Origin of the sequence: Leeuwenhoekiella palythoae (assembly GCF_900130045.1) — a bacterium.
Taxonomy (GTDB): domain Bacteria; phylum Bacteroidota; class Bacteroidia; order Flavobacteriales; family Flavobacteriaceae; genus Leeuwenhoekiella; species Leeuwenhoekiella palythoae.
In genome coordinates this window covers 150930-172105 of sequence record NZ_FQXT01000005.1, presented here as the reverse complement: position 1 = coordinate 172105, position 21176 = coordinate 150930, and the positions used below count along the sequence as shown (strand labels likewise).

Sequence of the window (21176 nt, the reverse complement as noted above, 5' to 3'; positions counted from 1 at the left end):
AAATGATTAAAAAAAAGCATCAACACAACATTTTAAATCATAAAATTTAATTTTTTGTTAAATTAAATAGCATTATATGTTAATTATGATAATTCTATAAAATTTGGATTATTAAATAAGAATACTTCATTATTGAGTATTTTTAACTAATTAAAACTGTTAAATAGGTTAAATCGTCAGAAAGACTATATCTTACGAAAAATGTAATTGTGGTTGTTTTAGAATTGTGTTAACAGGGTTAAATGTAGGATTGTGTTGCTGAATTTTGGCGTGTTGCCTAGGGTGGTTCCGTTAGCGAAGTTCAGTTTCAAAGTGCCGCTTTGTGTGACTATTGAGGCGCCAAGACCGATAGAGTAGAGGTGGTTTTCTGAATTGTTGATATGATTCTTGCTATAGGCTAGATCAAAAATGCTATTAATGGTTAATCCATTTGTGAGGACTTGTCTAAACTCTGTTAGTAGGGTGGAGTAGGTGCTAGAGAAAATGCTGTTTTCTTTAAAGCCGCGGAGTGTTTTTATGCCGCCAAACCGAAACAGCTCGTTTTCATAATAATCTTCAGAGTTGAGAATACTGGTATTGCTTTCTAAGTAGAGTTGCTGTTTAGAGGAGATTGTAAAGGTTTTTAATGCTTCAATTGTTGTGAAAAATTGACTATTAGTATTTTGGTCTATTCTTCGTGCGCCTCCTATGTCAATTTTGAACTGAGTGATTTGAGGGAGAAGTATATAGTTCTTTCTGTTTGTATAAGTCAACCCTAGGCTTAGGCTGTTTTTGGTAAACGGATTGCTGTCTGGTGTCGAAGTGGTGACATTGGAGCTGGTGTGATTGTATGTGGTGTTGATGCTAAGGTTTTGTGCGGCTTGAAATTCGGCTGAAAGGGATTGTGAGGTGTTAGAGAATAAGCTGTCTTGTCTAAAAAGATTAAAGTTGGCGCTTAGGCTAATTGGGGATTTAAAAAGGTAGGGGAGTCTGGCGGAAAGCTCTAGGATTTGTTGGTTGTCACCGTTGCTCTTGTAATAGAAGCCAAGGGATTCTCCGTAATTGAAGTTGTTTGTTAATTGAAGATCTATGACTCCGTCTATTCTCAATTTATTAGTTTCTTCATCTGAGGCAAAGCCTATAAAACCTTCAAATTGATTGATGTTATTCTTCTCTATATATAGATATAGGTTGGTGCTATCTTTAGTGAAAAGGATTTCGGGAGGTTTTGTTTGGGTGGTAAAAAGGAGGTTGTTAAGATTGTCTGTTTTTTTTTGAATTTCAGATCTGTTGAATGTTTTTGTGGTGTCTAATCTGGCGTAGTGTTTTAGAAATGACTTTGGAAACTTGGGGTATCCTTTTATTAAGAAGTTAGAAACTTTACGTTGTTGTTTTCTTTCAAGATGTAGTTCTGCTGTGAGTTTATTGTTGTCTAAGCGTATATTTTTTAAGCTGGTGGTGGATAGTGGATGTCCTGCGTCGGTTTCCTTTTTGGTAATGTTTTGAAGGAATGCGGGGAGTTTAGTTGTGACAAGTGATTTTTTTTTAGTGAAGTCTAGTTGAAGGTTTTTGTCTTTTATATATAATGTGATCGAATCTGATCTGTTTCCGGGCGTTACTTTAATGAGTTGGTTGTTTTTTGTTAATGAAACTATGTGTTGAAAGTAGCCTTCTTTGTAGAGAGAGTCTTTTAGTCTGTTGAGTGACTCTTGTGCTTCTGAGAAGGAGTCAAATTCTGCTTTCAAGCCAAATGTCTTCAGTAAATCTTTTTCTGTTTTTTCTGAATCAACAATTTGTAGGTGTATTTTTTGGCCGAATAAAGAGCTTCCTATCAATAGGGTGGCGTAAAAGATAATGAGATTCAGCTTCAAGATTGCGATTTATTAGTAGGGTTTGGTGTGCGGTTTTTCAATATCTGAAAAATACCTTTGAAAATTAATGATTTAAGTGTTGAAATACTTAAATTATTTTGTAGCTTTGCACACCCTTAGAAAAGGGCTATTATAATAACTATAATTTAGGTAAAAGGAAATTATGCCAACAATTTCACAATTAGTACGAAAAGGAAGAGCCAAAATAACCAAGAAGAGTAAATCGGCTGCTTTGGATTCGTGCCCACAACGCCGCGGGGTTTGTACCCGTGTGTACACCACTACGCCTAAGAAACCTAACTCAGCGATGCGTAAAGTAGCGCGTGTTAGATTAACTAACGGTAAAGAGGTGAATGCATACATTGGTGGTGAAGGACACAATTTACAAGAGCACTCGATAGTATTGGTTAGAGGTGGAAGGGTAAAAGATTTGCCAGGTGTTAGATATCACATTGTACGTGGAGCTTTGGATACAGCAGGTGTTCAGGGAAGACTACAGCGTCGTTCTAAGTATGGAGCAAAACGCCCTAAGAAGTAATTAAAAACTTTTAAAGAGAAGAAATGAGAAAAAGACAGGCCAAAAAAAGACCACTTTTACCAGATCCTCGTTTTAACGATCAGCTGGTTACGCGTTTCGTTAACATGATGATGTGGGACGGTAAGAAGTCGGTAGCCTTTAAAATCTTTTACGATGCAATGGATATCGTAGAAGAGAAGAAAAACAACGAAGAAAAAACTGCTTTAGAAGTTTGGAAAGATGCATTGTCTAATGTTATGCCTCACGTTGAAGTGCGTAGCCGTAGAGTAGGTGGTGCAACCTTTCAGATCCCTATGCAGATCAGACCAGATCGCAAGATTTCTACTGCGATGAAATGGTTGATTAGTTTCGCTAGAAAGCGTAATGAAAAATCAATGGCTTCTAAGTTAGCTGCGGAAATTTTAGCTGCTGCTAAAGAAGAAGGTGCTGCTGTTAAAAAACGTACAGATACTCATAAGATGGCAGAAGCAAATAAAGCATTCTCTCACTTTAGATTCTAATAAAAATGGCACAAAGAGATTTAAAATTTACAAGAAATATAGGTATTGCGGCTCACATTGATGCGGGTAAAACTACAACTACTGAGCGTATACTTTATTATACTGGTGTGAGCCATAAAATAGGTGAGGTGCACGATGGTGCGGCTACTATGGACTGGATGGAGCAAGAGCAAGAGCGTGGTATTACTATAACTTCTGCTGCTACTACTTGTACTTGGAAGTTCCCTATGGAAAATGCTCAGCCACTTCCTGATACAAAGGATTATAACTTCAATATAATTGATACTCCGGGACACGTTGATTTTACTGTAGAGGTAAACCGTTCATTACGTGTTCTTGATGGTCTTGTGTTCTTGTTTAGTGCGGTTGATGGCGTTGAGCCTCAGTCTGAAACTAACTGGAGACTTGCTGATAACTACAAAGTGCCACGTATGGGCTTTGTAAACAAAATGGACCGTCAAGGTTCAAACTTCTTGGAGGTTTGTAAGCAGGTTAAGGAGATGCTAGGTTCTAATGCAGTGCCTATCGTTCTTCCTATTGGGGAAGAAGCAGACTTTAGAGGGATTATCGATCTTGTGAAAAACCGTGCGGTTGTATGGCACGATGAAACTCAAGGTTCAACTTTCGATGTTGTTGAGATTCCTGAGGAGTTGAAAGAAGAAGCAAAAATGTATCGTGGTATGTTGATCGAAGAGGTTGCTGCTTACGATGAGAACTTGCTTGAGAAATTTATGGAAGATGAAGATTCTATTACTGAAGATGAGGTGCACGCTGCGCTTCGTGCAGCTGTAATGGATATGTCTATCATTCCTATGATCTGTGGTTCTGCTTTTAAAAATAAAGGTGTTCAGTTCTTATTAGATGCTGTGTGTCGTTACTTGCCTTCTCCTGTAGATAAGGAAGGTATTAAAGGTATTAATCCAGATACTGAGAAAGAAGAATTGCGTAAGCCTGATGTAACTGCACCTTTCGCAGCATTAGCGTTTAAAATTGCTACAGACCCATTTGTTGGTCGTTTAGCATTCTTCCGCACCTATTCAGGTCGTCTAGATGCAGGTTCTTATGTATTGAACAACCGTTCAGGTAACAAAGAGCGTATTTCTCGTATCTATCAAATGCACTCTAATAAGCAAAACGCTATTGATTTTATCGAGGCTGGTGATATTGGTGCGGCTGTAGGATTTAAAGATATTAAGACTGGTGATACATTATCAGATGAGAAACACCCAATCGTACTTGAGAGTATGGAGTTTCCTGATCCGGTAATTGGTATCGCTGTTGAGCCTAAAACTAAGGCTGATGTTGATAAATTAGGTATGGCTTTGGCTAAGTTGGCAGAAGAAGATCCAACATTCCAAGTGCGTACAGATGAGGCTTCAGGTCAGACTATTATTTCTGGTATGGGTGAGCTTCACTTAGATATTATTGTAGATCGTCTTAAGCGTGAGTTTAAGGTAGAGGTTAGCCAAGGTCAACCACAGGTTGAGTATAAAGAGGCTATCACTCGTGTTGCAGATCACAGAGAGGTTTACAAGAAGCAGTCGGGTGGTCGTGGTAAATTCGCAGATATCGTATTTACTTTAGAGCCTGCTGAAGAAGGTAAAGTTGGTTTGGAGTTCGTTAACGAAGTAAAAGGTGGTAACGTTCCTAAAGAATATATTCCTGCTGTTGAAAAAGGATTTAAGACTGCAATGATCAATGGTCCATTAGCTGGGTTTGAAGTTGATGCTATGAAAGTTACACTTAAGGATGGTTCTTTCCACCCTGTGGATTCTGATGCATTATCTTTTGAACTTGCTGCAAAACTAGGATTTAAAGCAGCTGCTAAAGCCGCTGGAGCTGTAGTTCTTGAGCCAATGATGAAAGTAGAGGTTATCACTCCTGAAGAAAATATGGGTGATATTGTAGGTGACCTTAACCGTCGTCGAGGACAAATGAGTAGTATGGGTGACCGTGCTGGAGCGAAAGTTGTGAAAGCAATCGTACCGCTTTCTGAGATGTTTGGTTATGTGACTACTTTACGTACGCTTTCTTCTGGTCGTGCAACTTCTACAATGGAATTTTCACACTATGCAGAAACTCCTTCTAATGTATCTGAAGAAGTAATCGCTGCAGCTAAAGGAACTGCTAACGCTTAATTTACTAAGACATGAGTCAGAAAATCAGAATAAAACTTAAATCTTACGATCATAACTTAGTAGATAAGTCTGCTGAGAAAATCGTAAAAACGGTAAAAAGTACCGGTGCTGTAGTAACTGGGCCAATCCCACTTCCTACTCACAAAAAAATCTTTACTGTATTACGTTCTCCACACGTAAACAAGAAATCTCGTGAGCAGTTTGAGCTTAGCTCTTACAAGCGTTTACTTGATATCTACAGTTCATCTTCAAAAACCATCGATGCGTTAATGAAGCTTGAATTGCCAAGTGGGGTTGAAGTAGAGATCAAGGTATAATTCTCATTCCGTATAGCGGAATAACATGTCCTGAGCTGCGAGCGAGGGAAAAACGGATAAAAATACATTCAGGGTCGAAGGTATTTTGACCCTGTTTTATTTCGATGAAAATCGAAGTTTAAATAAGTAAAATAGTAATAATCAATAATAATTAATATGTCTGGGTTAATTGGAAAAAAAGTAGGTATGACCAGCATCTTTGATGAGAATGGGAAGAATATTCCTTGTACCGTTATCGAAGCAGGTCCCTGCGTTGTTACCCAAGTCAGAACCGAAGAGGTTGACGGGTATAGTGCTCTTCAATTAGGTTTCGATGACGCAAAGACTGCAAATAAAGCTGCTCAAGGCCACGCCAAGAAAGCAGGTACAGTTGCAAAGCGTAAAGTTGTCGAGTTCCAAGATTTTGAAGGTGAGTACAAATTAGGTGATGCAGTAACTGTTGAAGTCTTTAAAGAAGGTCAGTTCGTTGATGTAGCTGGTACTTCTAAAGGTAAAGGTTTTCAAGGTGTTGTTAAGCGTCACGGATTTGGTGGTGTAGGACAGTCTACCCACGGACAACATAACCGATTAAGAGCTCCTGGTTCTATTGGTGCGGCGTCTTATCCAGCTCGTGTATTTAAAGGTATGCGTATGGCTGGTCAAATGGGGAATGAGCGAGTAAAAGTTCAAAATTTAAGAGTATTAAAGGTAGTTGCTGAAAAGAATCTACTTGTGGTTAAAGGTTGTGTGCCTGGTCACAAAAACTCTTATGTAATTATTGAAAGATAATGAAAGTAGCAGTAGTTGATATTAAAGGAAAAGAAACAGGTAGAGAGGCAAACCTTTCTGATTCTGTTTTTGCTATAGAGCCTAACGATCACGCTATCTATTTAGATGTAAAGCAGCACCTTGCTAATAAAAGACAAGGTACGCATAAATCTAAAGAGCGTGCTGAGATTGCAGGTAGTACACGTAAGATTAAAAAACAGAAAGGTACAGGTACCGCTCGTGCTGGTAGTATCAAGTCTGGTGTATTCAAAGGTGGAGGTAGAATGTTTGGTCCTAGACCACGTAATTATTCATTTAAATTGAATAAAGGTCTTAAGCGATTAGCAAGACGTTCTGCACTAACTCTTAAAGCAAATGACAAGGCGATTATGGTAATTGAGGATTTCAATTTTGAAACTCCAAAAACCAAAAATTTCGTTGACGTTGTAAAGGCTTTAGGCTTAGATAATAAAAAGTCTTTGTTTGTGTTGGGGGCTTCAAATAATAATGTATATTTGTCGTCACGCAATTTAAGGACCTCTGAGGTTATAACGAGTTCAGAATTAAGCACTTACAAAATTATGAATGCAAATAATGTAGTGTTTTTAGAAGGATCTCTAGAAGAAATTGAGCAAACTTTAAGTAAGTAACAACATGAGTATTTTAATAAAACCCGTGATTACCGAAAAAGCTACAATGGATAGTGAGCTAAATAGCCGTTATACATTTGAAGTAAATCCCGGTTCGAATAAGATCGAAATTAAAAATGCTGTAGAGGCAACTTATGGTGTTTCGGTAATTAAAGTTAGAACAATGAACGTTCGCCCAGATCGTAATACCAAGTTTACAAAATCTGGTATGATCACTGGTAAAACAAAAGGCTTTAAAAAAGCAATTGTACAGGTGGCGGAAGGTGATGTGATTGATTTTTATAGTAACATTTAAGACTAAAAAATGTCAGTAAGAAAATTAAAACCGATCACTCCAGGACAGCGATTTAGAGTAGTAAATGGGTTTGACGCCATTACTACTGATAAGCCGGAAAAAAGCCTTTTGGCTCCGATTAAAAAGTCTGGAGGGAGAAACAGTCAAGGTAAAATGACCATGCGCTACAAGGGTGGTGGTCATAAAAAGCGTTATCGCGTTATTGATTTTAAAAGAAATAAAGAGGGTGTTCCTGCTACAGTAGCGAGCATCGAGTATGATCCTAATCGTACTGCTTTTATTGCGCTTTTAAATTATCAAGACGGAGAGAAGCGTTACATTATTGCGCCAAATGGTTTACAGGTAGATCAGAATGTAGTTTCTGGTTCTGGTGTTGCTCCTGAAATAGGAAACGCGATGCCTTTGTCTGATATCCCATTAGGTACTATTATTTCTTGTATTGAGTTACGTCCAGGGCAAGGAGCTATTATGGCTCGTAGTGCTGGTGCTTTTGCGCAGCTTATGGCTCGTGATGGTAAATTTGCAACTGTAAAATTACCATCAGGTGAAACTAGATTGATTCTAGTGAATTGTATGGCTACAATAGGTGCGGTTTCTAACAGTGATCATCAGCTTATCGTTTCTGGTAAGGCTGGTAGAAAGCGCTGGTTAGGTAGGCGTCCACGTACAAGACCAGTAGTGATGAACCCTGTTGATCACCCAATGGGTGGTGGTGAAGGTCGTGCTTCTGGAGGTCACCCACGTAATAGAAACGGTGTGCCTGCTAAAGGTTACAGAACCCGTACTAAGACGAAAGCGAGTAATAAATATATTGTAGAACGTAGAAAGAAATAATAAGATATGGCACGTTCATTAAAAAAAGGACCTTACGTTCACTATAAGTTAGAGCAAAAAGTTGCTGCTAATGTGGAGTCTAACAAAAAGACGGTAATCAAAACTTGGTCTAGAGCCTCAATGATTACTCCAGATTTTGTTGGTCAAACAATAGCTGTTCATAACGGTCGCCAGTTTGTTCCTGTTTATGTAACTGAGAACATGGTGGGTCATAAATTAGGAGAATTTTCACCTACACGATCTTTTAGAGGTCACGTTGGGTCAAAAAATAAAGGTAAAAAATAATTGAAGCTATGGGAGTTCGTAAAAAGGAAAGAGCAGAGCAGATAAAAGAGGCTAAAAAAAGTTTAGCCTTTGCAAAACTGAACAACTGCCCTACTTCACCTCGTAAGATGCGCTTAGTTGCAGATCTTGTACGTGGTCAGAAAGTAGAGAAAGCGCTTCAAATATTAAAATTTAGTAATAAAGAAGCTTCTCGTCGTGTAGAAAAGTTGGTTCTTTCTGCCATTTCAAACTGGCAAGAGAAAAACGAAGATGCTAGTATTGAAGATGCAGACTTATTTATTAAAGAGATTCGTGTTGATGGAGGGAGTATGTTAAAAAGACTTCGTCCTGCACCACAAGGTCGCGCACACAGAATAAGAAAACGCAGCAATCACGTTACAGTTGTGCTTGGTGCTAAAGATAACACACAAAGCAAGTAATAAATGGGACAGAAGACAAATCCAATCGGGAATCGCCTAGGTATTATCAGAGGATGGGAATCTAACTGGTATGGTGGTAACGACTACGGTGATAAACTTGCCGAAGACGATAAGATTAGAAAGTATATTCACGCTCGTTTATCAAAAGCTAGTGTGTCTAGAGTAATTATTGAGCGTACGCTTAAGCTTGTAACCGTTACTATCACTACTGCTAGACCTGGTATCATTATCGGGAAAGGTGGTCAAGAGGTAGACAAGTTGAAAGAAGAACTTAAACAAATTACTAACAAGGAAGTTCAGATCAATATTTTTGAGATTAAACGTCCTGAGCTTGACGCATTTTTGGTTGCTTCCTCAGTAGCCCGTCAAATTGAAAACCGTATCTCTTACCGTCGTGCTACTAAAATGGCTATCGCGGCTGCAATGCGTATGAACGCAGAGGGTATTAAGATACAGATTTCAGGTCGTTTGAATGGTGCTGAAATGGCACGTTCAGAAGCTTACAAAGAAGGTCGTATTCCTTTATCAACATTCAGAGCTGATATTGATTATGCTTTGGTAGAAGCTCATACTACTTACGGTAGATTGGGTATCAAAGTTTGGATCATGAAAGGTGAGGTTTATGGGAAGAGAGAATTGTCTCCTCTAGTAGGTCTTGCTAAGAAGCAAGGAAAGGGCGGTCGTGGATCTGGTGCTCCAAAATCACGTCGTAGAAAGTAATTTTTTAAAGTAAAACAAGATGTTACAGCCTAAAAAGACAAAATTCCGTAAGCAACAGAAGGGTCGCATGAAGGGTAATGCCGGAAGAGGGCATCAACTTTCAAATGGTACTTTTGGTATCAAATCATTAGACTCAAACTTTCTTACGTCTAGACAAATTGAAGCTGCACGTATTGCTGCCACACGTTTTATGAAGCGTGAAGGTTCTTTATGGATCAGAATTTTTCCAGATAAACCTATCACAAAAAAGCCTCTTGAAGTACGTATGGGTAAAGGTAAAGGTGCTGTTGAGTACTGGGCAGCTGTCGTTAAACCTGGCAGAATGCTTTTTGAAATCGGAGGAGTTGCTGAGCCTGTAGCGCGTGAGGCGTTACGTTTGGCAGCGCAAAAGCTTCCAGTGAGAACAAAATATGTAGTGGCTAGGGATTATCAAGCTGACTAAATTCTAGAAAAATGAAACAATCAGAAGTAAAAGAACTATCTGTAGCAGAATTACAGGAAGAGTTAGTAAAAGCTAAAAGAGCTTATTCTGACTTAAAAATGGCTCACGCTATTTCTCCTTTGGAAAATCCCATTCAGCTTAGAGGTCTAAGAAGATCTGTAGCGCGTATTGCTACTGAGCTTACAAAACGAGAATTACAATAATGCTGCTTAAGATGGAAAAAAGAAATTTAAGAAAAGAACGTATAGGTGTCGTTACAAGTAATAAAATGCAGAAATCTATTGTGGTTTCTGAGGTTAAGAAAGTAAAGCACCCTATGTATGGAAAATTCGTTTTGAAAACGAAAAAATACGTAGCGCACGACGAGCAAAATGACTGCAATATTGGAGATACTGTAAAGATCATGGAAACACGACCTTTAAGTAAATCTAAAAGTTGGAGACTTGTAGAAATCATTGAAAGAGCTAAGTAATTATGTTACAACAAGAATCAAGATTAAGAGTTGCTGACAACACTGGTGCAAAAGAAGTTTTGACCATTCGTGTGTTAGGAGGTACAAAAAGAAGATATGCTTCAGTAGGTGATAAGATTGTTGTTTCTGTAAAAGATGCAACACCTAACGGTCAGGTTAAAAAAGGAGCCGTTTCTACTGCAGTAGTAGTGCGTACACGTAAAGAAGTGCGTCGTCCAGATGGATCTTATATCCGTTTTGATGATAATGCTTGTGTACTTTTAAATGCTCAAGGAGAGATGCGCGGTACTCGTGTATTTGGACCTGTAGCGAGAGAGCTTCGTGAGAAACAATTCATGAAGATTGTATCATTAGCGCCAGAGGTGCTTTAATACAGTATTAAGATGACAAAGCTTAAGATAAAAGTTGGAGATAATGTACGTGTAACTGCCGGAGACCATAAAGGTCAAGAAGGTAAGGTGCAACGTGTTATTAAAGATAAGAATAAAGCAATCGTTGAGGGAATTAACCTAGTGTCTAAGCACGAGAAGCCAAGTGCTTCTAATCCTCAAGGTGGTATTGCTAAGAAAGAGGCGCCTATTCACATCTCAAATTTATCATTAATTGATGGTAATGGTGATGCTACTAAAGTAGGATACCGAATTGAAGGTGACAAGAAAGTGCGTTTTTCTAAAAAATCAAATGAAGTAATTTAGTTATGGCTTACATTTCAAGACTAAAGACAGAATATAAAGAGCGTGTGATAGCTGCTCTTACTGAAGAATTTGGGTATCAAAATGTTATGCAAGTACCTAAATTAAGAAAGATTGTAATCTCTAGAGGGGTTGGTGCTGCTGTAGCTGATAAGAAATTAATTGATTATTCTGTAGAAGAATTATCTACTATTTCTGGTCAACGTGCTGTAGCTACAATGTCTAAAAAAGACGTTGCAGCCTTTAAACTTAGAAAGGGTATGCCTATTGGTGCTAAAGTTACCCTTCGTGGAGAGCGTATGTATGAATTTTTAGATCGTTTGATTACTTCAGCATTACCACGAGTTAGAGATTTTAACGGTATCAACGCAACTGGTTTTGACGGTCGCGGGAACTATAACCTTGGTATTGAGGAGCAAATTATTTTTCCTGAAATTGATATTGATAAAGTACGCAAAATTGAAGGAATGAATATTACCTTTGAAACTTCTGCGGAAACAGATAAAGAAGCAAAATCATTATTAACTCAATTGGGGCTACCCTTTAAAAAGAAGTAATTATGGCAAAAGAATCAATGAAAGCTCGTGAGAGAAAACGCGAGAAACTTGCAGCCAAATATGCTGAAAAAAGAAAAGCCTTAAAAGAGGCTGGTGATTATGAGGCATTACAAAAGCTGCCAAAGAATGCATCTCCTGTACGTCAACATAACCGTTGTAAATTAACGGGTCGTCCTAAAGGATATATGAGAACTTTTGGTATTTCACGTGTTACATTCCGTGAGATGGCTAATCAAGGTCTTATACCAGGTGTGAAAAAGGCAAGCTGGTAAATTAAGAATAAACTGGTTTTAGGTTCGTTAACAATGGTTGTTGATGAAAACCAAGACCGCAATTTAATATAAATGTATACAGATACTATTGCAGACTTTCTAACAAGGATTAGAAACGCAGCAGCAGCAAACCACAGAGTTGTGGAAATACCTGCTTCAAACTTAAAGAAAGAAATAACCAAGATCTTGTTTGATCAAGGTTATATCTTAAGTTACAAATTTGAAGATAAAACGGCTCAAGGATCTATCAAGATCGCCTTGAAATATGACAAGGAGACTAAAGAGTCAGTTATTAAAGATATCCAGAGAATCAGTAAACCAGGTTTACGTAAATACGCATCTTCTAAAGATGTGCCACGTATTTTAAATGGTTTAGGTATCTCTATTGTTTCTACTTCAAAAGGAGTAATGACAGGAAAGCAGGCTCAGAGTGAGAATGTTGGAGGTGAAGTACTTTGCTACGTATATTAATCAGTTAAAAGAAACAGAGCAATGTCAAGAATAGGAAAAAGTCCAGTTACAATACCTTCTGGAGTTACTGTTGAAGTAGCAGAAGGTGTTATTACGGTAAAAGGAAAGTTAGGAGAGCTAAAGCAAGAGTATTCTAACATAGATATTAAAGTAGAAGAGGGTGTTGTAGTTTTAGAGCGTTCTTCTGAAAAGGCTGAATTTAAAGCTAAACACGGTCTATATCGTGCGCTTATTGCTAATATGATTGCTGGTGTATCTGAAGGATATACTAAATCATTAGAATTAGTAGGTGTAGGTTACAGAGCAGCCAATCAAGGTCAGAAATTAGATATGGCACTTGGTTTTTCACATAACATCGTTATGGATATCGCTCCTGAAGTTAAGGTAGAGACCATTACTGAAAAAGGTAAGAACCCTATCGTTAAACTAACTTCTCACGATAAACAATTAGTAGGTCAAGTAGCTGCTAAAATTAGAAGTTTCCGTAAGCCTGAACCTTACAAAGGAAAAGGTATCAAGTTTGTAGGAGAGCAAATTAGAAGAAAAGCAGGTAAATCTGCATAATATATAGAGATATGGCATTTTCAAAGTATACTAGAAGAAATAAAATACGTCGTAGAATTCGTAAGGCACTTGTGGGTACTACAGAGCGTCCAAGACTATCTGTATATAGAAGTAATAAAGAGATTTACGCGCAGATAATAGATGATACTACCGGTAAAACCTTGAGTGCAGCTTCTTCAAGAGATAAGGATTTCTCTGCAGAAGGAAGCAAGGCTGAAGTTGCTAAGAAGGTAGGTATGGCAATCGCAGAGAAAGCTAAAGAAGCTGGAATCGAAGCGGTAGCTTTTGATAGAGGTGGTTATTTATACCACGGTAGAGTAAAACAATTAGCAGAAGGAGCCCGAGAAGGCGGATTAAAATTCTAAGAAGTTATGTATCAAAATTATAAAAACGTCGAGTTAGTAAAACCAAGCGGTTTAGATCTTAAAGATCGTTTGGTTGGTGTTCAACGTGTTACCAAGGTAACAAAGGGTGGTAGAGCTTTTGGTTTTTCTGCTATTGTGGTTGTTGGAGATGAGAACGGTGTAGTAGGTCAAGGTCTTGGTAAGTCTAAGGATGTTGCTAGTGCAATTGCAAAAGCAGTAGAAGACGCAAAGAAAAACCTTGTACGTATACCATTAAATAAAAGTACTATTCCTCACGAGCAAAAAGGTAAATATGGTGGAGCACGCGTTCTACTTATGCCGGCTGCTCCTGGTACCGGGGTAATTGCAGGTGGTGCAATTCGATCTGTACTAGAATCTGTTGGGGTTCACGATGTGCTTTCAAAAAATCAAGGATCTTCTAACCCTCATAACGTAGTAAAAGCTACCTTTGACGCACTTTTACAATTAAGAAGTGCTGAGACTGTTGCAAAGCAGCGAGGAATTTCTCTTGAAAAAGTTTTTAAAGGATAATTTTTAAGACAATGGCAAAGATTAAAGTAACTAAGGTAAAGAGCGCGATCAATCGTACTCAGAACCAGAAGAGAACATTAGAGGCGTTAGGTCTTAAGAAAATGGGCCAAGTTGTGGAGCACGAGAACACTCCTAACATCTTGGGGATGATTAACAAAGTAAGTCATTTAGTTTCTGTAGAAGAAGCTTAAATATAAATTGAGATGGGTTTAAACAATCTAAAACCGGCAGCTGGCTCGGTAAAAAAGAACGACAGCAGGCGAGGTCGTGGTGAAGCTACAGGAAATGGTGGAACTGCAGGCCGTGGGCACAAAGGTGCGAAGTCAAGATCAGGATATTCTAAAAAAGTAGGTTTTGAAGGAGGGCAAATGCCACTTCAAAGACGTGTGCCTAAATTTGGATTTACAAATATTAACCGTAAAGAATTTACTGGTGTAAATCTTGACACGCTACAAGAATATGTTGATGCTGGAAGAATCAAGGATGAAGTTACCATTGATGTTTTAGTAGAAAACAGACTGGCTGGGAAAAATGATCTTGTTAAGATTTTAGGACGCGGTGAGTTAAAAGCTAAATTGAAGATTACAGTTCATAAATTTACAGCCTCAGCACAGAAAGCTATTGAAGCAGCAGGCGGAGAAGCAGTAACTTTATAACATAAATCAGCATGAAGGCTATAGAAACGATTAAAAATATCTGGAAGATTGAAGAGTTAAAGAATCGCATTCTTTTAACCCTAGGATTACTTTTAGTATACCGTTTTGGGGCTCAGATTGTTCTTCCGGGTATTGACGCATCTCAATTAGCAAATCTTGCCGCTCAAACAGACGGTGGGCTTCTTGGGTTGTTAAACGCATTTACTGGCGGGGCATTTTCGAATGCCTCTGTATTTGCTCTTGGTATCATGCCCTACATCTCTGCATCTATTGTGGTGCAGTTAATGGGTATTGCGGTGCCTTATTTACAAAAACTGCAAAAGGAAGGAGAGAGTGGGCGTCGTAAAATCAATCAAATTACACGTTGGTTGACTATTGCGATCACACTTATTCAGGGACCTGGTTACATTACTAATCTATTTAACTTGCTTCCACCGGAAGCCTTCGTTATGGGTAGTAATGTGACGTTTATCATTTCTTCAGTAATCATTTTAACTACCGGTTGTATTTTTGCGATGTGGTTAGGAGAAAAAATTACTGATAAAGGTATTGGTAATGGGATCTCGCTTTTAATTATGGTTGGGATTATAGCTAGACTACCTCAATCATTTTTACAGGAGTGGGTTTCTAGAGTTTCTGAATCAAATGGTGGGCTTATCATGATTCTTATTGAATTAGTGATCTGGTTTGTTATCATTTTACTATCTGTACTATTGGTAATGGCTGTACGTCAGATTCCAGTGCAGTATGCAAGAAGAACTGCTAGTGGTAGTTATGAGCGTAATGTATTCGGAAGTAGACAGTATATACCTTTAAAGCTTAATGCTTCAGGGGTTATGCCTATCATATTCGCTCAGGCTATTATGTTTATTCCTGGTGCAGTTATTGGTCTTTCTGAGTCGCCAACAGCACAGTCTATTGCTTCTCAGTTTACCAATATATTTGGATTTTGGTACAACCTTGTATTCGGTTTATTAATTATCATCTTTACATATTTCTATACTGCGATTACAGTACCTACCAATAAAATGGCTGATGATCTTAAGAGAAGCGGTGGTTTTATAGCAGGTATTCGTCCAGGTACAGAAACTTCAGAGTATTTAGATCGAATCATGTCGCAGATTACGCTTCCGGGTTCTATATTTTTAGCGCTTATAGCAATATTTCCTGCTATCGCAGTAAGTGTACTTGGAATGCAACAAGGATGGGCTTTGTTCTACGGAGGAACATCATTGCTTATTCTAGTGGGTGTAGCTATCGATACGATGCAACAGGTAAATTCATACTTGTTAAACAGACATTACGATGGCTTGATGAAAACGGGTAAGAATAGAAAAGCAGTAGCATAATGGCAAAACAGCAAGCAATAGAGCAAGACGGTTCAATTATTGAGGCATTGTCTAACGCAATGTTTCGCGTTGAGCTAGAAAACGGTCACATCGTAACAGCGCATATCTCAGGTAAGATGCGCATGCATTACATAAAATTACTACCTGGGGACAAAGTAAAACTTGAAATGAGCCCTTACGATTTAACAAAGGCTCGTATAACTTATAGATACTAGTAAGATGAAAGTAAGAGCATCAGTAAAGAAAAGAAGTGCAGACTGCAAGATTGTACGTCGCAAAGGAAGATTATACGTAATTAACAAAAAGAACCCTAAGTTCAAACAAAGACAAGGTTAAGGATTATGGCTAGAATTGCAGGGGTAGATATCCCAAAACAAAAGAGAGGTGTAATCGCTTTGACTTACATCTTTGGAATCGGAAAAAGCAGAGCTCAGAAAATATTAGCTCAAGCAGATGTTGATGAGAATTTAAAAGTAAACGAATGGGATGATGATCAAATTGGTCGTATTCGTGAGGCTGTAGGTTCTTATAAGATAGAAGGTGAACTTAGAAGTGAGGTTTCTATGAGTATTAAGCGTCTTATGGACATTGGTTGTTATAGAGGTATCAGACACCGTTCTGGTTTACCACTTAGAGGTCAGCGTACAAAGAACAACTCTAGAACTAGAAAAGGTAAGCGTAAAACGGTTGCTAACAAGAAAAAAGCAACTAAATAATAAGTAATAATGGCAAAGCAAAACACTAAAGGTGGAGGTAAAAGCGGTAAGGCTGCAAAGACCACTAAAAAGCGTAAAGTAATTGTTGAGTCTGTAGGAGAAGCGCATATCGCTGCGTCTTTCAACAATATCTTAATTTCTTTGACTAATAAGAAAGGTGATGTTGTTTCTTGGTCTTCTGCCGGTAAAATGGGCTTTAGAGGTTCTAAGAAAAATACTCCTTACGCTGCTCAGTTAGCTGCAGAGGATGCAAGTAAAGTTGCTCACGAAGCAGGATTGCGTAAAGTAAAGGTGTATGTGAAAGGACCAGGTAATGGTCGTGAATCTGCAATCAGATCTATCCACAACAGTGGTATCGAAGTAACTGAAATCATCGATGTTACTCCACTACCACACAACGGATGTCGTCCTCCTAAAAGAAGAAGAGTTTAATTAATTTTTTATATCAATCGGGGAGTAACGATTTTGCGAAGGACTAGACCTTAATTCCTTAATCACCCCACTAATTATTTTTAAAATGGCAAGATATACCGGTCCTAAGACTAAAATCGCTCGTAAGTTTGGAGAAGCGATTTTTGGAGATGACAAATCTTTTGAGAAAAGAAACTATCCTCCAGGTCAGCATGGTAACAACAGACGTCGTGGTAAGAAGTCTGAATATGCGATCCAGCTTCAAGAGAAGCAAAAAGCAAAATATACTTATGGGATTTTAGAAAATCAATTCCGTAATATGTTTGAAAAGGCAACAAGTGCAACGGGTATTACCGGGGTTGTTTTATTACAACTTTGTGAGTCTCGTTTAGATAATGTTGTTTTTAGAATGGGTATCGCTCCTTCAAGAAGAGCAGCTCGTCAATTAGTTTCACACAGACATATCACTGTAAACGGTGATTTAGTAAACATTCCTTCTTATCAATTAAAAGCAGGAGATGTTGTTGCTGTACGTGAAAAATCAAAATCATTAAGTGCAATTCAAGATTCTTTAGCAAATGCTAGCCACGTTTATGAGTGGATCTCTTGGAATAATGATTCTAAACAAGGTACTTTCGTTTCTGTTCCTGAACGTATTCAGATCCCAGAAAATATCAACGAACAGTTCATTGTCGAATTGTACTCTAAATAATAAATAACAACTCTTAGAAAACATAATATGGCATTACTAAATTTCCAGAAGCCCGATAAGGTCATAATGATTGACTCTACTGACTTTGAAGGTAAGTTTGAATTCAGACCTTTAGAGCCAGGTTACGGTTTAACTGTGGGTAACGCGCTACGTAGAGTATTGCTTTCTTCTTTAGAAGGTTTTGCAATTACTTCAGTACGTGTTGAAGGAGTAGATCATGAGTTTTCAACTATAGCAGGAGTTGTAGAAGACTTTACAGAAATCATTCTTAATCTTAAACAAGTACGATTTAAGAGACAAATTGATGAGATTGATAATGAGACTGTAACTATTTCGGTTTCTGATAAAGAGCAGTTAACTGCTGGTGATTTCCAGAAATTTATTTCTGGTTTTCAAATTCTTAATCCAGATTTGGTTATCGCCAATATGGAGAAGAAAGTTAATATCAATATGGAAATCACGGTAGAAAAAGGTCGTGGTTATGTTCCTGCCGAAGAGAATAAGAAACAAAATGCACCTGTAGGAACTATTTTTACAGATTCAATCTATACTCCTATTAAAAATGTGAAGTATAGCATTGAGAACTATCGTGTAGAGCAGAAAACTGACTATGAAAAGTTAGTTTTTGAGATCATCACTGATGGTTCAATTCATCCTAAAGATGCTTTAACTGAAGCAGCAAAAACTTTGATTCATCACTTTATGTTGTTTTCTGATGAGCGTATCACCCTTGAGGCTGATGAAATTGCTCAGACTGAAACTTATGATGAAGAGTCACTTCACATGCGTCAGTTACTTAAGACTAAATTGGTAGATATGGATCTTTCTGTACGTGCCTTAAACTGTCTTAAAGCTGCAGAAGTTGAGACATTAGGAGACTTGGTTTCTTATAACAAGAATGATCTGATGAAATTCCGTAATTTTGGTAAAAAATCACTTACAGAGCTTGAAGAGCTGGTAAATGTAAAAGGCCTTAATTTTGGAATGGATCTTTCAAAATACAAATTAGATAAAGATTAGTAACGCTCCATATTTTGCTCCTCAAAATGGGTAGAGCAAGATGGTAGCTTAAATTAAATGTCATGAGACACGGAAAAAAGAATAATCATTTAGGACGCCAGACTGCGCATAGAAAATCTATGTTAGCTAATATGGCTTGTTCATTAATTGAGCACAAACGCATTAATACTACTGTTGCTAAAGCAAAAGCTTTAAAGCAGTTTGTAGAGCCTTTAGTGACAAAATCTAAAGAAGACACTACGCACAATCGTCGTATTGTTATGAGTAAATTGCGTCAAAAGGATGCAGTTGCAGAACTTTTTAGAGATGTAGCTGTAAAGGTTGGTGATCGTCCAGGTGGTTATACACGAATCATTAAATTAGGTAATCGTCTAGGTGATAACGCTGATATGGCGATGATCGAATTAGTTGATTACAACGAATTATATAATCTTGGTAAAACCAAGAAGAAATCTACTCGTAGAGCAGGTAAGAAATCAGCTGCTCCAGCTAAGACAGAAGCTCCTGTTAAAGAAACAAAAGCTAATGACGAGGAAGAGTAAAAACATATTAATGTTTTAAATTTTTAAAAAAGGATAAGCCTTATGGCTTATCCTTTTTTTGTATTTATAAATCTTTAAACTTTATTATCATGTTTAGACAGTTCATCAATCTCACCGTTTTTTTATTCACTGTAATGTCGTTTGCTCAAGATCAAGAGCGTTTAGTGAATAATCCAGACCAATTATTATCTGTATCTAACGGAGTTCGTAATTCTTACGGTTCTATACAAAGTATACCTCCTGTTGCTCGGGTTGAGGGCTCACCTTATTTATTTGATGACTGGATTCACAGTGCTCGCGTTTATGCTACAAATGGACAGCTCTATATGCTTGACAACATCAATCTAAACTTGAATACACAAGCTTTTGTTACTAAAATAGGTCAAGATTCACTCTTTACTTTTCAGTTTAATCAAATTGATTATTTTGAAGTTTTAGGTAGAAAATACGAGAGCAAGTTTACTAAAACAGGTAGACAGATTTACGAGATTCTTGCTGACAATGGTAGTGAGAGACTGCTTAAAGCATATTCGGTAAAGCTAGTGCCTAGTTCGCCAGATCCTATGAAAAACAGACCTACAGATAAATATATCAGAAGGGAGAATTTCTACTACGAGCGTGACGATAAAATAACATTAATGCCACTGCGTAAATCAAAAGTTTTAAAATCTTTTAATTTGGAAAAAGCTAAAGAAAAGGAACTCGTTGAATATGTAAAGCGAAATGACTTGTCTTATGGAGATGAGAAAGATGTTATAAAGATGATGGACTATGCAAATAGTCTGTAAATAAATACAAGACTTCTTTTACGTTTTAAACCTATAAATTAATTTTGAAAAAAAATTATCAATGAAATATCAAACCAATAGAAAAGCACTTTTATTACTAGCAGATGGTACTATCTTCTACGGAAAATCTGTAGGTAATAAAGAAGGGACTGCTTTTGGAGAAGTTTGTTTCAACACCGGGATGACCGGCTATCAAGAAATTTTTACAGATCCGTCTTATTTCGGTCAGATTATGGTTACTACCAATGCACACATTGGTAATTACGGAGGAAATAACGAGGAAACCGAATCTGAAACCGTAAAGATTTCAGGACTCGTTTGCCGAAACTTTAGTTACAATTACTCGCGTATTCGTGTAGATGAATCACTTCAATCTTTCCTTGATAGAAATAATTTGTTTGTGATTTCTGATGTAGACACACGTGCTTTAGTTTCTTACATTAGAGATAATGGCGCAATGAACGCGATCATTTCTACAGACGTAGATAATGTAGACGAACTCAAAAAGCAACTTGCTGAAGTGCCAAATATGCACGGACTAGAGCTAGCTTCTAAAGTAAGTACTAAGGAGCCTTATTATTTTGGCGATGAAAATGCCAAATACAAGGTTGCGGCGATTGATTTAGGGATCAAGAAAAATATTTTGCGCAATATGGCTAAACGTGATATGTATATCAAGGTTTTCCCATATAATGCTTCTTACGAAGAGATGAAAGCTTGGAATCCTGATGGGTTTTTCCTTTCAAATGGTCCTGGAGATCCAGAACCTTTAAAAGAGGTAATTGCAACTGCTCAAAAGATCATTAATGATGATATGCCACTATTTGGTATTTGTTTAGGGCACCAAATAATTGCTTTGGCTAATGGAATCAGCACTTTTAAAATGCACCATGGGCATCGCGGCATCAATCACCCGGTTCTAAATCACGGAAGCGGTAAAGGAGAAATAACTTCTCAAAACCACGGATTTGCCGTGAATTATGATGAAGCCATTAATAATCCTGAGATTGAGGTTACGCATAAGCACCTCAACGATCAGACTGTTATGGGGCTTAAAATGAAAAATAAAAACTGTTTTTCAGTGCAGTATCACCCAGAGGCTGGCCCGGGGCCTAACGACGCCACCTACCTCTTTGATGAGTTTGTAGATAGAATGTCTCAAGTTTCAGTATAAATACAATCCCGGCTAGTCCGGGATTTTTTATGTTTTGCAGGGTGTAAAATGACTTGGCTTGCAGTTTTTCTATCAAAATCCTTAAGATGGTCTCAAGTTTTAAATAATCTTTAAAATCGTGTAAAACCGCCGTAGCTAGCGGCTAAATA

35 protein-coding genes are annotated in these 21176 nt (G+C 37.7%); 34 read left to right on the top strand and 1 reads right to left on the bottom strand.

Annotated features, from left to right (window positions below):
* Nucleotides 1–218: 218 nt before the first annotated feature.
* Nucleotides 219–1724: a BamA/TamA family outer membrane protein gene (locus BUA96_RS14110; RefSeq protein ID WP_128755731.1), complete on the bottom strand. Its 1506-nt coding sequence runs from the start codon at nucleotides 1722–1724 to the stop codon at nucleotides 219–221.
* A 289-nt stretch (nucleotides 1725–2013) separates the two neighbouring features.
* Between BUA96_RS14110 and rpsL the strand changes: the two genes are divergently transcribed.
* From rpsL to carA, 34 genes are all read left to right on the top strand, one after another.
* Nucleotides 2014–2388 carry a 30S ribosomal protein S12 gene (gene rpsL / locus BUA96_RS14105; protein ID WP_009779177.1) on the top strand — a complete coding sequence of 125 codons (375 nt, stop codon included), beginning with the start codon at nucleotides 2014–2016 and terminating at the stop codon, nucleotides 2386–2388.
* Between the two features lie 23 nt (nucleotides 2389–2411).
* Complete coding sequence (rpsG, locus tag BUA96_RS14100) at nucleotides 2412–2888, top strand: 30S ribosomal protein S7 (protein WP_072984101.1); 477 nt, start codon at nucleotides 2412–2414, stop codon at nucleotides 2886–2888.
* Nucleotides 2889–2893: 5 nt separating this feature from the next.
* Nucleotides 2894–5026: an elongation factor G gene (fusA, locus tag BUA96_RS14095; RefSeq protein ID WP_072984099.1), complete on the top strand. Its 2133-nt coding sequence runs from the start codon at nucleotides 2894–2896 to the stop codon at nucleotides 5024–5026.
* Nucleotides 5027–5037: 11 nt separating this feature from the next.
* Nucleotides 5038–5343, top strand: a complete 306-nt coding sequence (rpsJ, locus tag BUA96_RS14090; protein WP_009779180.1) for a 30S ribosomal protein S10 — start codon at nucleotides 5038–5040, stop codon at nucleotides 5341–5343.
* A 156-nt stretch (nucleotides 5344–5499) separates the two neighbouring features.
* On the top strand, nucleotides 5500–6111 hold the full coding sequence (rplC, locus tag BUA96_RS14085; protein WP_072984097.1) for a 50S ribosomal protein L3: 612 nt from the start codon (nucleotides 5500–5502) through the stop codon (nucleotides 6109–6111).
* Complete coding sequence (rplD, locus tag BUA96_RS14080; protein WP_072984095.1) at nucleotides 6111–6740, top strand: 50S ribosomal protein L4; 630 nt, start codon at nucleotides 6111–6113, stop codon at nucleotides 6738–6740. Before rplC ends, rplD begins: the two co-directional genes overlap by 1 nt.
* Before the next feature lie 4 nt (nucleotides 6741–6744).
* Nucleotides 6745–7035: a 50S ribosomal protein L23 gene (gene rplW / locus BUA96_RS14075; protein WP_072984093.1), complete on the top strand. Its 291-nt coding sequence runs from the start codon at nucleotides 6745–6747 to the stop codon at nucleotides 7033–7035.
* Between the two features lie 9 nt (nucleotides 7036–7044).
* Nucleotides 7045–7869, top strand: a complete 825-nt coding sequence (rplB, locus tag BUA96_RS14070; RefSeq protein ID WP_072984091.1) for a 50S ribosomal protein L2 — start codon at nucleotides 7045–7047, stop codon at nucleotides 7867–7869.
* Nucleotides 7870–7875: 6 nt separating this feature from the next.
* Entirely contained in the window at nucleotides 7876–8154 is a 279-nt protein-coding gene (gene rpsS / locus BUA96_RS14065; protein WP_009779185.1) for a 30S ribosomal protein S19, read from the top strand.
* A gap of 8 nt (nucleotides 8155–8162) precedes the next feature.
* Nucleotides 8163–8573: a 50S ribosomal protein L22 gene (rplV, locus tag BUA96_RS14060; RefSeq protein WP_009779186.1), complete on the top strand. Its 411-nt coding sequence runs from the start codon at nucleotides 8163–8165 to the stop codon at nucleotides 8571–8573.
* 3 nt (nucleotides 8574–8576) lie between these two features.
* A complete protein-coding gene (gene rpsC, locus BUA96_RS14055) occupies nucleotides 8577–9293 on the top strand; it encodes a 30S ribosomal protein S3 (RefSeq protein WP_072984089.1) in 717 nt (238 codons plus the stop codon).
* 19 nt (nucleotides 9294–9312) lie between these two features.
* Entirely contained in the window at nucleotides 9313–9735 is a 423-nt protein-coding gene (gene rplP / locus BUA96_RS14050; RefSeq protein WP_072984087.1) for a 50S ribosomal protein L16, read from the top strand.
* Between the two features lie 11 nt (nucleotides 9736–9746).
* Complete coding sequence (gene rpmC, locus BUA96_RS14045) at nucleotides 9747–9938, top strand: 50S ribosomal protein L29 (protein ID WP_009779189.1); 192 nt, start codon at nucleotides 9747–9749, stop codon at nucleotides 9936–9938.
* Nucleotides 9939–9949: 11 nt separating this feature from the next.
* Nucleotides 9950–10207: a 30S ribosomal protein S17 gene (gene rpsQ, locus BUA96_RS14040; RefSeq protein WP_040533212.1), complete on the top strand. Its 258-nt coding sequence runs from the start codon at nucleotides 9950–9952 to the stop codon at nucleotides 10205–10207.
* 2 nt (nucleotides 10208–10209) lie between these two features.
* Nucleotides 10210–10578, top strand: a complete 369-nt coding sequence (rplN, locus tag BUA96_RS14035; protein WP_009779191.1) for a 50S ribosomal protein L14 — start codon at nucleotides 10210–10212, stop codon at nucleotides 10576–10578.
* 12 nt (nucleotides 10579–10590) lie between these two features.
* The gene (rplX, locus tag BUA96_RS14030) at nucleotides 10591–10902 is read left to right on the top strand and encodes a 50S ribosomal protein L24 (RefSeq protein ID WP_072984085.1); all 312 of its coding nucleotides are present in this window, start codon (nucleotides 10591–10593) and stop codon (nucleotides 10900–10902) included.
* A gap of 2 nt (nucleotides 10903–10904) precedes the next feature.
* Entirely contained in the window at nucleotides 10905–11456 is a 552-nt protein-coding gene (rplE, locus tag BUA96_RS14025) for a 50S ribosomal protein L5 (RefSeq protein WP_072984083.1), read from the top strand.
* 2 nt (nucleotides 11457–11458) lie between these two features.
* The gene (gene rpsN, locus BUA96_RS14020) at nucleotides 11459–11728 is read left to right on the top strand and encodes a 30S ribosomal protein S14 (RefSeq protein ID WP_009779194.1); all 270 of its coding nucleotides are present in this window, start codon (nucleotides 11459–11461) and stop codon (nucleotides 11726–11728) included.
* A gap of 72 nt (nucleotides 11729–11800) precedes the next feature.
* Nucleotides 11801–12199, top strand: a complete 399-nt coding sequence (rpsH, locus tag BUA96_RS14015; RefSeq protein WP_072984081.1) for a 30S ribosomal protein S8 — start codon at nucleotides 11801–11803, stop codon at nucleotides 12197–12199.
* 21 nt (nucleotides 12200–12220) lie between these two features.
* The gene (gene rplF, locus BUA96_RS14010; RefSeq protein ID WP_072984079.1) at nucleotides 12221–12763 is read left to right on the top strand and encodes a 50S ribosomal protein L6; all 543 of its coding nucleotides are present in this window, start codon (nucleotides 12221–12223) and stop codon (nucleotides 12761–12763) included.
* A gap of 11 nt (nucleotides 12764–12774) precedes the next feature.
* Complete coding sequence (gene rplR / locus BUA96_RS14005) at nucleotides 12775–13128, top strand: 50S ribosomal protein L18 (protein ID WP_072984077.1); 354 nt, start codon at nucleotides 12775–12777, stop codon at nucleotides 13126–13128.
* A 6-nt stretch (nucleotides 13129–13134) separates the two neighbouring features.
* Nucleotides 13135–13659: a 30S ribosomal protein S5 gene (gene rpsE / locus BUA96_RS14000; protein ID WP_072984075.1), complete on the top strand. Its 525-nt coding sequence runs from the start codon at nucleotides 13135–13137 to the stop codon at nucleotides 13657–13659.
* A gap of 11 nt (nucleotides 13660–13670) precedes the next feature.
* Nucleotides 13671–13850 (top strand): 50S ribosomal protein L30, encoded by a 180-nt coding sequence (gene rpmD / locus BUA96_RS13995; protein WP_009779199.1) that lies wholly within the window; start codon nucleotides 13671–13673, stop codon nucleotides 13848–13850.
* Between the two features lie 12 nt (nucleotides 13851–13862).
* On the top strand, nucleotides 13863–14315 hold the full coding sequence (rplO, locus tag BUA96_RS13990) for a 50S ribosomal protein L15 (protein WP_009779200.1): 453 nt from the start codon (nucleotides 13863–13865) through the stop codon (nucleotides 14313–14315).
* An 11-nt stretch (nucleotides 14316–14326) separates the two neighbouring features.
* Entirely contained in the window at nucleotides 14327–15664 is a 1338-nt protein-coding gene (gene secY, locus BUA96_RS13985) for a preprotein translocase subunit SecY (protein ID WP_072984073.1), read from the top strand.
* On the top strand, nucleotides 15664–15879 hold the full coding sequence (infA, locus tag BUA96_RS13980) for a translation initiation factor IF-1 (RefSeq protein ID WP_009779202.1): 216 nt from the start codon (nucleotides 15664–15666) through the stop codon (nucleotides 15877–15879). The genes secY and infA overlap by 1 nt, the downstream gene beginning before the upstream one ends.
* A 4-nt stretch (nucleotides 15880–15883) precedes the next feature.
* The gene (gene ykgO / locus BUA96_RS13975) at nucleotides 15884–16000 is read left to right on the top strand and encodes a type B 50S ribosomal protein L36 (RefSeq protein ID WP_009779203.1); all 117 of its coding nucleotides are present in this window, start codon (nucleotides 15884–15886) and stop codon (nucleotides 15998–16000) included.
* 5 nt (nucleotides 16001–16005) lie between these two features.
* Nucleotides 16006–16380, top strand: coding sequence for a 30S ribosomal protein S13 (rpsM, locus tag BUA96_RS13970; RefSeq protein ID WP_009779204.1), 375 nt, complete (start codon nucleotides 16006–16008; stop codon nucleotides 16378–16380).
* 9 nt (nucleotides 16381–16389) lie between these two features.
* Nucleotides 16390–16812 carry a 30S ribosomal protein S11 gene (rpsK, locus tag BUA96_RS13965; RefSeq protein WP_009779205.1) on the top strand — a complete coding sequence of 141 codons (423 nt, stop codon included), beginning with the start codon at nucleotides 16390–16392 and terminating at the stop codon, nucleotides 16810–16812.
* 85 nt (nucleotides 16813–16897) lie between these two features.
* On the top strand, nucleotides 16898–17503 hold the full coding sequence (gene rpsD / locus BUA96_RS13960) for a 30S ribosomal protein S4 (RefSeq protein ID WP_072984071.1): 606 nt from the start codon (nucleotides 16898–16900) through the stop codon (nucleotides 17501–17503).
* A gap of 27 nt (nucleotides 17504–17530) precedes the next feature.
* The gene (locus BUA96_RS13955) at nucleotides 17531–18523 is read left to right on the top strand and encodes a DNA-directed RNA polymerase subunit alpha (RefSeq protein ID WP_072984068.1); all 993 of its coding nucleotides are present in this window, start codon (nucleotides 17531–17533) and stop codon (nucleotides 18521–18523) included.
* 62 nt (nucleotides 18524–18585) lie between these two features.
* Entirely contained in the window at nucleotides 18586–19065 is a 480-nt protein-coding gene (gene rplQ / locus BUA96_RS13950) for a 50S ribosomal protein L17 (protein ID WP_072984063.1), read from the top strand.
* An 89-nt stretch (nucleotides 19066–19154) separates the two neighbouring features.
* Nucleotides 19155–19853 (top strand): hypothetical protein, encoded by a 699-nt coding sequence (locus BUA96_RS13945; RefSeq protein WP_072984061.1) that lies wholly within the window; start codon nucleotides 19155–19157, stop codon nucleotides 19851–19853.
* A gap of 61 nt (nucleotides 19854–19914) precedes the next feature.
* Nucleotides 19915–21027, top strand: coding sequence for a glutamine-hydrolyzing carbamoyl-phosphate synthase small subunit (carA, locus tag BUA96_RS13940; RefSeq protein ID WP_072984059.1), 1113 nt, complete (start codon nucleotides 19915–19917; stop codon nucleotides 21025–21027).
* Nucleotides 21028–21176 lie beyond the last annotated feature (149 nt).